This is a genomic window from Virgibacillus oceani, from assembly GCF_041521345.1.
GTDB lineage: Bacteria > Bacillota > Bacilli > Bacillales > Amphibacillaceae > Virgibacillus_N > Virgibacillus_N oceani_A.
Genome location: NZ_JBGOHB010000008.1, coordinates 20407 through 32928, shown reverse-complemented (window position 1 = coordinate 32928; position 12522 = coordinate 20407). Strand labels below are relative to the sequence as shown.

Sequence of the window (12522 nt, the reverse complement as noted above, 5' to 3'; positions counted from 1 at the left end):
GCACTTTTGTCTGATTTATTATAGGTAATAGATCTTTTACCCTATGGGTGGACATTACCGGAGCAGCCAGGTTCATAGGATTCTTCCTATCAAAAAAACTACTAGACCAAGGCTGCATAGTAATAGGTATAGACAATATAAATGAATATTACGATATAAATTTAAAACATACCCGTTTAGATCTACTAAAACCATACGAAAAATTAACCTTCATCAAAGGTGACATTTCTGACAAAGATACAATTAACAATCTTTTCGAAGAGTACAAACCAAATATAGTCATAAATCTAGCAGCTCAAGCCGGTGTTCGTTATTCAATGGAGAACCCAGATGTATATATCCAAAGTAATATTATAGGTTTTTACAACATCCTTGAAGCTTGCAGACATTACCCAGTAGATCATCTTGTCTATGCCTCATCCAGTTCAGTTTATGGAGCAAATAAAAAGGTTCCTTTTGAAGAAACTGATTTTGTAGATAATCCTGTATCTCTATATTTAGATGCTCCCAATCCATGACGTTCTCTCATAGAGATTTTTGAATTATAGTGGACTCCTATTGAAAATCAGAAGACTCACAGTTGTGCATTCATGGACTTATCTACGTGGAATAATCATGGACGGACATCGGAAAACTGACAGATAAAAAAGACGCTGCAGAATATCGATACCAAGTCTTTGAGGAGAAATTAGATGAACGAAGCTATCGGTTTTCAGTGGTACATTCGAGTCAACTGGACAAACAAAAAGCGAAACGACTGGAACATGAAATTGAAAAAGAGGCAAAGGAATTGAACAAGGCGATTGAAAAGCTACAAAAAACAGCCTTCCATTGCGAAGCCGATGCAGAAGAAGCAAAAGTAAGCTTTGAACAGGAACACAAGACATCCCTACATCATTATAATCTAGCTACCTATACAGAAGAAGAGACGATTAAACGTAAGCGAAGAGGGAGACCAAAAAAGGGAGAAAAGGCAGAAATAAAAACGGTATATAAGGTTCATTTAAAGGAACTCAAACAAGATGAAAAAGCAATTGAAAATAGACGTCGTCTACTGAGCACTTTTGTTTTAATGACGAATGAGCTTGACGATAACAAGGTTTCAGATCTTGAAATTCTCACAACATATAAGGGGCAATCAGCTGCAGAAACACGCTTTCGTCTGTTAAAGGATCACCAAATGATAGACGCTGTTTTTCTGAAAACACCGGAAAGGATCCAGGCAATTGGAATTGTATATGTCATGGCATTACTGATATACGGGATGCTTGAATATCGTGTTCGAAGTGAAATGAAAAAAGAAAAGGAAGCACTCATCTTAAAAGGAAAACGAAAACTTTTCGCGCCAACTGCAAAAGTACTACTTGAACAACTAGATGATATTCGAGTCATTTTAATTAAACAAGACGGGAAAGTATTGCGGTATATACCAGACAACGTTAATAATCAAACAAAACGAATTGTGGAATTATGTGGCTATGACATGGCAATATATGTGTCGGACATTGGCGGAAACTCAGATAAATAAATAGAGATTCTGGAGAAGCACACAGAGAGTGTCGAAAAAGAAAGTAAAAAGAAGAAAAATCCTATTTTTTCATTCAGAATTATATAGGATTCTCTTCAACAAAAAATAGTAATTCAAAAATTCGGTACCACTATATTTTAAGTGCGAAATGTGAAATACAGTATGATTCGGGTTGTTTAAGAATCATTCAGCAGCCCCTGTTTAGATACGTAAAATATAAAAGGTGCATTATACTAGAGGTAACATAATTTCCAAGGTTAAAATTATTTAAAGCAGATTTCTATAAAGTCCCAACCTAATTCTGAAAGACGGAATATACTAATTTATAGTTCAGCTTTTTGCTTTGTAAATATTTTATTTGTCTGAATATATGGATGTTCTGTTAAATCAATATACTATTTATTACCAGTTAAATAAACATCCCGTCATTTACCTCCGAAAGCACGATAACTCCTAATTCCGGCTGTTCTGGCGAAAAAATGGTTGTTTCCACTTCCATGTAATCAAGCTTGCCCTCATAAAAACGTACTAACTTTACCGAATTCAAGCATTTCTCCATATTATTATAATACGGTATGCTCATCTCTAATTCTTGGGAGCTCGATAACCTACATTCTCGGCTTCCCTCGTGGAACAAAACAAACCCACTGGACGACATTGGTTGTTCGGTATCGATTCATATACTTCTGCTCATCGTCCTTCTGTTCCGCTTCTTCCAATTGGGAGAAGAGATCCGTATTTGCAGCCTCCTGGTCAGCAATTTCAGCTACTAATTCCTCATTTTCTGTTTCGGGGTCTGATAATTTTTATGTTGTTTCAGCTGAGGAAGAATATTTTTATATCCAATTACAAATTCTACTCCAATACACCTATGTACTTTTATTTAGTAACTCATATTATGAGTCTTTTGAAAAATAATCTAAAACTAATTTTAAGAAGCTTTGAGCCGGTCTAGAAAGGACTTTGTCGTTTCGATGTATATAATATAGGTTTCTATTCAATTCAATTCCTTGTATTTTTTTCATTGCAAGTTTATTTATTTTAACTTCTCTTTCTACAGAAAGTTGTGGCAGTATTGAAATGCCCAAATTTTGCTCAACAGTCCTTTTAATAGTTTCTATATTATTTAAAATGATTGTTGATGAAGATTCTATCCCCATTTCCTTTAAATAGTATTCAGTTAATTTTCTAAGAGCAGATGACATATCTGACTTGATAAAAGTTTGCCCTTTTAAATCATCTATTGTCAAACTCTCTTTTTTTGAGAGTGGATGACTAGCTGAGCAAATAACAACTAATTTATCCAAATAAAAAGGTTCGCAAATAATTTGTGGTGATGTAACTGCCTCTTCAAGTTCTCCAATAAATCCTAATTCATGATTATTCATTATCACTTCCTTTGTTATAATATTTGAAAACGCAACCATTACTTGGATATCAAGTGCGGGGTGCTTTTTTTTGAATTCCCCTAATAACATCGGTAGTACATAACTTCCAAAATAGGATCCCGCGCCTACTGATAGAGTTCCTAAATTTAACTGTTTAAACTGCTGAATAATAGTTATTACTTCATCGTAATCTGAACAAATTTTTGAAGCATAATTATAAAAGACTTTTCCTTCTTGAGTAAGCTGCAGGGATCTTTTGGTTCTGTCAAATAACTTAGACCCTAAATTATCTTCTAGTGATTTAATCTTCATACTAATAGTTGATTGTGATGAATATAGTTCTTCTGCTGCCTTCGTTACACTTTGTTCATTAGCTACTATTAAAAAAGTTTTCATTTTTTCAATCACTAGCAACATCCTTTATATCAATTTTTTTGATGATAATAACAAATTTATGATATTGATTTATATAAGAATAGCACTTATAGTATGAATTAATCAAATCTTATTAATTAAATCGAGGGGGATTTAGTATGAAGAAAAAACTTAATTTGATTGCGTTAGTAACAATTATTACTCTATTTCTAAGTGCTTGTAATCAGGCAACGAATGAAAGCGCTTCAAGTGAAGAATGGCCAGAAGATCCAATAACGCTTGTTGTTCCAACAGGGGAAGGTGGTAGTAATGACAGGCAGGCAAGAGCATTAGCACCAATTCTTGAAAAACATTTAGATGTTCCGGTTACTGTTGAAAATCGCCCCGGAGCTTCTACAATCCAAGGCACAGTTAGTTATTTAAATGAAGAGGACGATGGATCCTATTTATTTTACCCATTGCAATATCACTTCTCAGGTGGAATAGCGCGTGGTGGAGAATACGATGTAGATGATTTTTCAGTTTTAGGAGTTACTCATGAAGCTCCAATTGCACTTTGGGTTTCAGAAGACTCTCCATATCAATCTATAGATGATCTAGCTGATGCTCTTACTAATGGTGAAGATCTGTCCTTTGGTTTTCAACCGGGATCTGCTTCTCATGTAGCAGGGTTAGTATTACAGGAAGTTTTGGATGTAGAGTTCAGAGAGGTTCCATATGATGGCGGTGGAGACCAGCGTGCAGCACTTCTTGGTGGACATATAGATTTTATGACTACAGATTTTGAGGGGACTCTGGCTGCGGTTGGTGATGATGCTATACCTATAACTATTTTTGCAAATCAACCTCATATATTGGATGAAAATATTCCATTAGCTAAGGAGGTTTTAGCTAATTACACAAATGAGCATTTTGTGGAGACTGTGCAAAATTTTCGATATATAGCAACTCATAAATCTTTTGAAGAAAATTATCCAGATAGGTTCGATATATTACGTGAAGCTTTGGAAAATGTATATGAAGATGAAGAGTTCATTGAATGGGTATCCGAATCGGAGTTTAATATGGATTTATTAGATATTGAAACCTCAACACAAATGACAGAAGAAGCCGATGAAGTAATAAAATCATACGGAGATCAACTAATTGAGTAAATTTAATTGAATTATTTTAAGAAAATAAAATAGGTGGTCGGTACCATATCTAACTACAACAATTATAGTAAATGGTACCGATGCGCTTTATTCTAACAAATATTAATAAAAAAAGGAGGGGTGTTGGGTGAAAAAAATAGCTAATATACTATTTGTTGTGTTTCTGGTTATATACGGTACAACCTATTACTTAGAAGTATTAAGTCAGTCAAAAAGCATTGAAGATCATGCTATGATCACTTTAATTTATTTTTCACTTCTCATTTTATCTATAATATCCGTTGTTATAGATATTCGGAAATGGACTGTAAACAAAGAAAATATATCCATCCCTTGGTCGTCAGCAAAAAAACCGTTGATATTTTTACTTCTTTTAACTGGATATTTAATTTTGATACCAATATTGGGGTATTTTGTATCTTCATTAATATTTTTTGTAGTAGTGGCATATTGGCTGAAATCAAAAAAATGGAAAGAACTTTTATTGGTTCCAGTTGTTTTATTAATTATAGTATATTTTGTTTTTGTTGTCCTATTAGATCAACGTATAATCAGTGGTTATTTATTATAAAGGAGGGATGAATATGTTACAGTGGGAAGCTTTTGTTGATGGTATGGAAATGCTATTGCACTGGAGAGTATTTTTATTTATTATCATTGGAATTATTTACGGACTGGTAATGGGAGCTATACCTGGGATTTCGGCTACTTTAGCCATTGGATTAATGCTTGCTCCATCAATGTTTATGAGTCCTGTTGAAGCTATTGTTTTTCTGTCTGCCGTTTATAGTAGTGCAGTTTATGGTGGCGGAGTTACTGCAACTATATTTAATATTCCTGGAGCTCCTGGGGCAGTTGCGACTACATTTGATGGATATCCTTTAACAAAACAAGGGAAGGGTACCTACGTGCTAGGCATTGGTCTCGTAAGTAGTTTTATAGGAATACTCATTTCATATGCTGTCATTCTATTTTTTATGGAACCACTTGGAAGATTTGTATTAAGATTTGGACCTCCTGAAATGCTAATGATTGTTTTAATTGCATTAAGCATTATTGGATTAGTTGGGGGAGGGTTTCTAAAAAGCCTACTAGCCGGAATGTTTGGATTATTAATTGGAACAATTGGTTCTAGTCCGCTGGGAGCACCAAGAGGAACATTTGGTTTTCATCAACTGTATGATGGAATTCCCTTGGTACCTGCTGTAATAGGCTTGTTCGCAGTGTCAGAGTTGTTCTATATTATAAAACAAAAATCTTTGGTAACTGAAACAAAATCCAAATTACCAGATTCGGTAGGTCCCATTCAATATTTAAAAGAGATTTTATATGGAATGAAGGAAGGGCTAAGACATATTTATATAACTATTAAATCAGGAATAATCGGTCTTGTTATTGGAGTCTTACCAGCTGCAGGGAGTTCTATTGCCTCCCTGATAAGTTATAGTCAAACTAAAGAAAGTGTTAAGGATTCTTCCAAATTTGGTAAAGGAGATCCTAGGGGAGTTGTAGCTTCAGAAACAGCTAACAATGCATCAGAGGCTGGAGCTATGGCAACAACATTGGCATTTGGGATACCAGGCGGAGGAGCTGCTGCTGTTTTATTATCTGCCTTTTTAATGCACGGTATGATTCCAGGTCCCTACTTAGTGAGAGACTCCATGGATGTTGTTTATACATTTATTTTATCAAACTTTATCCAAGCATTCGTTTTGTTATTAGTTGGAGTATTCTTTATTTATTACTTTGCCCGTGTTGTTTATGTACCATTAAGGGTACTTATCCCTTCAATATTTGTATTGACTGTAATTGGTACATATTCTGTTACTGGAACAATGGCATATCCAGTAATAGCCCTTATTTTGGGGGTGTTAGGGTATATTTTGAGACAATTAGATTACCCTGTTGTATCAGTAGTTTTAGGGCTGATATTGGGTTCAATGGTAGAGTCTGAATTTCTGAAAATGTATCGTTTGTATAGTGGTGATTTTGGAGATGTTTTTACCAGACCGATTTTCATTGTATTGCTACTGATGGTTATAGGAATTTGGACTTATATACTTATTAAAACGCTAAAGCGAGGTAAGACAACATGAAATCTTATGAGATATCTATAGATGAATATATGCGTAGTGGAATTAAACTACTAGAATTAATTAATGTTCAGAAAAAGGACGCAGAAACTATTATAGCTTCTTTATTGGAATCTGATTTAAGGGGGATACACACCCATGGTTTGTTTCGCTTACCAAGGTATATGGAACAAATTAAAGACTGCAACATCAACCCGCAACCTAATATACGTACTTGTCATACTAATCAATGGCTAGAAGTCTTAGATGGTGATCATGGACCAGGAGCTGTAGTGGCAAAAAGGGCTATGAAGCGTGCGATTATGAAAAGTAAAGATATTGGCATAGGGGCATCGGCTGTTCATAATGGAAATCACTTTGGAGTAGCAGCCTATTATGCGGAAATGGCTTCCTTAGAGGGAAAGATAGGTATAGTCATGACAAATAGCTCACCAGCAATAGCTCCAACTGGTAGTCTTAAAAGGTTAATCGGAAATAACCCTTGGTCTATCTCAGTACCCGGAATAGATAACCCTATTACATTAGATATTGCTAACAGTGTGGTGTCAAAAGGAAAATTACGTGTTGCTAGAGATAGAAATGAGAAAATACCACTTAATTGGGCACTGGATTCTAAGGGGAATCCTACTGATGATCCAGAGAAAGCGTTAGAAGGTATTGTATTACCAATAGGTGATTACAAAGGATATGGTATTGCTCTATTGGTAGAAATACTGGCTGGTGTATTAACTGGAGCTGACTTTAGTGAGAGGATGGTTGATCATGATGCCGATCAAAAAAGAAATGTTGGCCACCTTTTCATTGTGATGGATGTAGAATCTTTCATGCCAATGAATGACTACCAGGAACGTGTAAAAGAATTGGTGAATTCTATAAAAAACGCCCCTGTTATTAAAGATAAAAATGTTTATTTGCCAGGTGAAATGGAGTGGATAAATAAAAATAAGAACAATCTTAATAATGTCAGTATTCCAAAAAACACAATAAAATCATATTTAGAATTATGTCGGCAATTTAACGTTTCTACTAATATAGAAACAATTTTTTAACATAAAATAAGGAGGAGATTGTATGTTCGAAATACGTGCAATATCTACATCAGGGATTCTTGGCTATGGTTTCCCTGAAGAAAGTTTAGAACGTTGTATAGAGAAAAACCCGCATTTTATCGCTTGTGATGCTGGTTCAACTGATGCGGGACCTCACTATTTAGGAAGTGAAGAATCATTTGTTTCTCGAGCTTCTGTTAAACGTGATCTTGAACTAATTTTAAAAGCAAGTAGAAAATTAAATATACCAGTAATTATTGGATCTGCTGGTGGATCTGGGAGTAATAAAGGTGTTGATGATTTTCGAGAGATTGTTAATGAGATTAGTAAAGAAAATAATTTTTTTCTAAAGGTAGCATGGATTTATAGTGAATTGGATCATGCCATTTTAATGGAAAAATTCATATCAGGGAAAATTAAGTCCTTAGGTTCTTTGGATGAATTGAATGAAGATAAAATTAATTCGTTAGATAGAACTGTAGGAATGATGGGTCCGGAACCAATTATAAAGTCGTTAGAACTAGATGTTGATATTATTATAACTGGTCGAGCTACAGATGCTTCAGTTTTTGCATCTTACCCAATTTGGAAAGGGTGTAATCCTGATACTGCTTGGCATGCAGCGAAAATTATTGAATGTGGAGCGGCAACTGCCTTCCCAAAAAGTCATGATTGTATTATGGCTTATATCAGAAATGATGACTTTATTATTGAGACACCTAACCCAAATAAAACATTACCTTGGAAAAATGTAGCGGCTCATAATATGTATGAAAACACAAGTCCTTTTCACTTATATGAACCTGGAGGATTATTGGATACCACGGAAGCCAAATACGAACAAGTTACTGATAAAAAAGTTAGGGTTTTTGGATCCAAATTTATAACCAAAAGTCCTTATACAATAAAATTAGAAGGTGTTACTAAAGAAGGGTATCGTTCCATTTGTTTTGCTGGTATCCGTGACCCTATATTAATTAATGAATTGGATGATTATTTAGAATTTGTCAAAAAGGAGCTCGAAAATAAAATTAAAGCAATAGATCCAACTATCCGTCCTGGTGACTATAATTTGAAATTTCATCGCTATGGGGTAGATGGTGTACTTGGGCCGTTGGAATTTGTGAATTCTAAATCACATGAAATTGCCTTATTAATTGATTTAATTGCTGATACCCCTGAACGTTCCAAGGCCTTTTTAGCAGCAGCAAGAACACTAGTATTGCATAGTCATTATAATGGCAGGTTAACTATATCTGGTAATGTTGCTTTTCCTTTTTCGCCCCCTGACATTTATGTAGGGGAAGTGTATCAATTTAGTTTGAATCATGTTGTAGAACTTGAGGACCCTAATGAATTTTATCAAGTTAATATCGAGGAGGTTGGGATATAGCATGACTAAATTAAAAGATGTAGCATATGTTCTCAGAAGTAAAAATGCAGGTCCATTTTACTTGACTATAGATATTATTTTTAACGATAGTGAAATTTATGAATCAGTACTTAAGAGTGAGATAATTTCAAACAGGAAAGTAGCTTCATTGTACAAATGTAATCCAAATGATGTGGAAATTCACCCTTATAAACAGGCGCAATCCATTAAAGTGAGTTTTCCACGAAACGCTATATCTGGTGATATGAATGATACAGACCTTTTTGGTGCGCAACACCATGTCCCATTAATGGAAGAGACGATTAATACAGATGCTAATCCAGCGGCGAAAAAAATCCGGGATGGAAGAAAGGCTTGGAATCAGGTTAACACTACAAGTGTATCAGATGCCCTTAACGGGTTAACAAACCTCCATAATTCTATAAAGCCAATTTCAGATCATTTAAAAGTAGTCGGGCCTGCTTACCCTGTAAGTGTCAATGCAGCAGATAACTTACTTGTTCTTCGTGGCATTGCAGAAGCTAATCCTGGGGATGTACTTGTCATTGATGCAAAGGGTTATCAGCAAAATGCTTCATGTGGTGATTTTGTTATTGGTTTAGCTAAAACAATGGGGTTAGCAGGAGTTGTAGTTGATGGGGTAGTGCGAGACATAAAAGGAATTCATGAAATGGATTATCCTGTATTTAGTAGAGGTACGACGGTAGCAGCAAGCGGTAAACATGGAACTGGTAAAACTGGTGAACCAATATCATGTGGAGGAATCTCTGTACACCGGGGAGATCTGATATTAGGAGACATTGATGGTGTTACAGTAATACCAAAAGAAAAAGAAAATGAAGTATTAGTGAAGGCTTTAGAAAAAGAAGAAAAAGATACTCAAAGAGAAGAAAACATATTAGGTAATAAAGAAGCTGCTCTTTCTTATATCCAAGAACAATTAGAAAAGGCAGGAAGGTAGGATGATGAAAACTATTATTCTCGATGATTGGGAAAAATATATGTTAAATCACCCTTCTATAACAGAATTAAAAAAAATATCAGAAGTAGAAGTATTTACAGACAAACCTTCATTTAATAACCTTATAGGGCGTCTCAAAGAAGCAGATATCATCATACCAATTCGAGAGAGAACTAAGATTGATAAAAAGTTAATTGATAGAATGCCAAATTTAAAAATGATTGCTCAGACAGGAACTGGATTGGCTCATATTGATATTGATGCAACAACCAAAGCCAATATCCTAATTGCAACTACTCCTGGTGGTTCCACAAAATCAGTAACGGAAATAACTTTTTCATTTTTATTAAATCTTATTAAAAATGTTCATCATCTAGATTACTCTATGAAGAATAATTTATGGCCGGAAACCATAGGCACTAATTTGCATGGTAAAACACTTGGTATTATAGGTTTAGGGAAAATAGGAGGTTCAGTTGCAAATATAGCTAAAACTTTTGGTATGAATGTAATTGCATGGGGACCAACATTAAGTGAAGAACGTGCTTTGAGGGAGGGGGTCAAATATACCACGCTTCACAACTTACTAGAAACAGCTGATGCAGTTACTTTGCACGTAAGATTAGTTCCTGATACTATTCACTTACTACGGAGTGAGCATTTTAATCTTATGAAAAATTCTGCTGTATTAATTAATACTTCACGTGGAAAAGTTATTGATGAAAAAGCTTTAATAGAGGCAATTCAAAAAGGCAATATCGCAGGAGCAGGACTAGATGTATTTTATGAAGAACCGCTCCCCAAAAACCATCCATTGCGTGATCTGAATAATGTATTATTAACACCGCATGTTGGTTGGAAGACCCAAGAAACTTTTAATAATTTTCTAAATGGTTCAATTAAAAATATTAAAAGTTTTTTTATAGAAAACAACCCACAAAATATAATAAATAAAGAGGAGCTGAATCACAAGTGTAATAAATAAGGAATGTATATTATTACAATTCTGGAAAAGGTTAGAATATAATGAAAAGAGATTACAGAAGTAAATTAATAGCGATTGCAACTTTATTTTTTATGACCGGTATTGTTGGGACAAGACCTTTAATTCCTTTACTTTCTAATGAGATTGGTGCTAGTACCTTTGAAATAGGAGTCATAATCGCCTGCTTTTCTGTGCTCCCACTTTTTCTAGCTGTTAAACTAGGTCATTGGGTAGATAAAGTGGGACAACTCCTTCCATTGCTTATAAGTACAGTATTTGGTGCCGTTGCAATGGTATTACCCTTTATATTTGACAATTTAAGCGGTGTCTATATATCCCAATTAATTGGTGGAGTATCTCAAACTATATTTGCACTATCAGCCCAATCGTTCGTTAGCTATGGAGTTTCCGGAAATAGAAGGGAAAAGAATATATCTATTTTCAGTATGGGAGTAGCTGGGGGCGGGTTTATTGGTCCTTTCTTATCTGGATATTTAGCAGATTTATTAGGTTTTTCAATTACGATTGCTTTATTTAGTAGTGTTATTCTGATAGCATTTTTGATTATTTTACGTATTTACATTCAAGTTCAGTCAAAACTGAAGTATAAATCTATTAGGATCCAGAATAGTAGACAGACTGAGGATAACCTTATTTATTTATTAAAAAACAAAAACCTTAGAAAAGCAATTTTAATCAGTATGCTTATTTTACTAGCTAAGGATTTATACTTATACTATTTTCCATTATTGGCTAATAACATCGGCTTTAGTGCAACTGCTATCGGCGTAATTATAGGCTTGCATAATGGAGCGGGGATTCTAATACGATGGTTTTTAATTAAGTTAATTGTGAAGTGGGGAAAAAGCGAAGTAATTGTTGCTTCCATTCTTTTATCTGGGCTCTTCCTTGGTCTTTTGCCTTTAACAGATACTTTAATTATTAGTGCGATCATCTCCATATTATTGGGGGCTATGTTAGGAATAGGTCAACCACTTTCAATTTCTTCTACAGTAAATTATAGTCCCGAGTACAGAACTGGGCAGGTTTTGGGTTTACGTTTAACCTTTAACCGTTTTACCCAATTTACATCACCAATTATTTTTGGAGGAATTGCAAGTCTGTTTAACTTAGCATCTATTTTTATCATTGTTGCTATTATACTGGGAATAGGTAGTACTCAATCATTTATAAGGGGAAATTCACGTCAGCAAGATAAGAACTAAATTTATTTACTTTTTAACCAACATTTAGATAGTGAATACAAGTGTAAAAGGTGTATCTGATCCAAAAGGTAAGATAAATTTATACCGAAGTTTTGTGACACCTTATATATCGGATCATATGTAAAGGCTTTATGCGGTTGATTCTACTATAAGACTATTGTATCAAAGCGGGACATTGGTAGGTCGTGCCTTCATTGCTAAAAATCGTCCTGGAGGTAACCTATTGATTCACAAGTCAATAGATATGGTAACTGAAGGAGATGTAATAATAGTAGAGACAGATACGGTACAGCAAATGCAATAATGGGCGAAATCATGGTATGACTTACAAAGAAGGATAATATAGAAGGTTTTGTAATTGACGACGCTA

Annotated in this window: 12 protein-coding genes and 1 pseudogene; 11 read left to right on the top strand and 2 right to left on the bottom strand. The window is 34.6% G+C overall.

Annotated elements, in window-relative coordinates; translation table 11 throughout:
- Positions 1 to 17: 17 nt before the first annotated feature.
- Positions 18 to 497: pseudogene (locus ACDX78_RS07755) on the top strand (GDP-mannose 4,6-dehydratase); the annotation flags it as partial.
- A 128-nt stretch (positions 498 to 625) separates the two neighbouring features.
- A complete protein-coding gene (locus ACDX78_RS07750) occupies positions 626 to 1528 on the top strand; it encodes an IS1634 family transposase (RefSeq protein ID WP_486026907.1) in 903 nt (300 codons plus the stop codon).
- 409 nt (positions 1529 to 1937) lie between these two features.
- Here ACDX78_RS07750 and ACDX78_RS07745 read toward each other — a convergent pair whose 3' ends face one another.
- Together ACDX78_RS07745 and ACDX78_RS07740 are read right to left on the bottom strand one after the other, a co-directional pair.
- Positions 1938 to 2075: a hypothetical protein gene (locus ACDX78_RS07745; protein WP_486026733.1), complete on the bottom strand. Its 138-nt coding sequence runs from the start codon at positions 2073 to 2075 to the stop codon at positions 1938 to 1940.
- A gap of 349 nt (positions 2076 to 2424) precedes the next feature.
- Entirely contained in the window at positions 2425 to 3324 is a 900-nt protein-coding gene (locus ACDX78_RS07740; protein WP_486026731.1) for a LysR substrate-binding domain-containing protein, read from the bottom strand.
- 125 nt (positions 3325 to 3449) lie between these two features.
- On the opposite strand from ACDX78_RS07740, the gene ACDX78_RS07735 reads away from it, so the two are divergent.
- The 9 genes from ACDX78_RS07735 (at position 3450) to ACDX78_RS07695 (ending at position 12456) form a co-directional block, all read left to right on the top strand.
- Positions 3450 to 4445, top strand: a complete 996-nt coding sequence (locus tag ACDX78_RS07735; protein ID WP_486026729.1) for a tripartite tricarboxylate transporter substrate-binding protein — start codon at positions 3450 to 3452, stop codon at positions 4443 to 4445.
- A gap of 127 nt (positions 4446 to 4572) precedes the next feature.
- A complete protein-coding gene (locus tag ACDX78_RS07730) occupies positions 4573 to 5016 on the top strand; it encodes a tripartite tricarboxylate transporter TctB family protein (RefSeq protein ID WP_486026727.1) in 444 nt (147 codons plus the stop codon).
- Positions 5017 to 5029: 13 nt separating this feature from the next.
- Positions 5030 to 6541, top strand: a complete 1512-nt coding sequence (locus ACDX78_RS07725; RefSeq protein WP_486026726.1) for a tripartite tricarboxylate transporter permease — start codon at positions 5030 to 5032, stop codon at positions 6539 to 6541.
- Complete coding sequence (locus ACDX78_RS07720; RefSeq protein ID WP_486026725.1) at positions 6538 to 7587, top strand: Ldh family oxidoreductase; 1050 nt, start codon at positions 6538 to 6540, stop codon at positions 7585 to 7587. Before ACDX78_RS07725 ends, ACDX78_RS07720 begins: the two co-directional genes overlap by 4 nt.
- A 22-nt stretch (positions 7588 to 7609) precedes the next feature.
- On the top strand, positions 7610 to 8980 hold the full coding sequence (locus ACDX78_RS07715) for an acyclic terpene utilization AtuA family protein (RefSeq protein ID WP_486026723.1): 1371 nt from the start codon (positions 7610 to 7612) through the stop codon (positions 8978 to 8980).
- Between the two features lies 1 nt (position 8981).
- Entirely contained in the window at positions 8982 to 9941 is a 960-nt protein-coding gene (locus tag ACDX78_RS07710; RefSeq protein WP_486026721.1) for a DUF4387 family protein, read from the top strand.
- Between the two features lie 4 nt (positions 9942 to 9945).
- Positions 9946 to 10926 carry a D-2-hydroxyacid dehydrogenase family protein gene (locus tag ACDX78_RS07705; RefSeq protein WP_486026719.1) on the top strand — a complete coding sequence of 327 codons (981 nt, stop codon included), beginning with the start codon at positions 9946 to 9948 and terminating at the stop codon, positions 10924 to 10926.
- A 41-nt stretch (positions 10927 to 10967) separates the two neighbouring features.
- The gene (locus ACDX78_RS07700; RefSeq protein WP_486026717.1) at positions 10968 to 12152 is read left to right on the top strand and encodes an MFS transporter; all 1185 of its coding nucleotides are present in this window, start codon (positions 10968 to 10970) and stop codon (positions 12150 to 12152) included.
- Between the two features lie 157 nt (positions 12153 to 12309).
- A complete protein-coding gene (locus tag ACDX78_RS07695) occupies positions 12310 to 12456 on the top strand; it encodes a hypothetical protein (protein WP_486026715.1) in 147 nt (48 codons plus the stop codon).
- Positions 12457 to 12522: the final 66 nt, after the last annotated feature.

Coding starts and splice junctions, on each gene's coding strand:
- ACDX78_RS07735 (WP_486026729.1), top strand. CDS start 3,450: ATGAAGAAAAAACTTAATTTGATTGCGTTAGTAACAATTATTACTCTA.
- ACDX78_RS07725 (WP_486026726.1), top strand. CDS start 5,030: ATGTTACAGTGGGAAGCTTTTGTTGATGGTATGGAAATGCTATTGCAC.
- ACDX78_RS07720 (WP_486026725.1), top strand. CDS start 6,538: ATGAAATCTTATGAGATATCTATAGATGAATATATGCGTAGTGGAATT.
- ACDX78_RS07715 (WP_486026723.1), top strand. CDS start 7,610: ATGTTCGAAATACGTGCAATATCTACATCAGGGATTCTTGGCTATGGT.
- ACDX78_RS07710 (WP_486026721.1), top strand. CDS start 8,982: ATGACTAAATTAAAAGATGTAGCATATGTTCTCAGAAGTAAAAATGCA.
- ACDX78_RS07705 (WP_486026719.1), top strand. CDS start 9,946: ATGAAAACTATTATTCTCGATGATTGGGAAAAATATATGTTAAATCAC.
- ACDX78_RS07700 (WP_486026717.1), top strand. CDS start 10,968: ATGAAAAGAGATTACAGAAGTAAATTAATAGCGATTGCAACTTTATTT.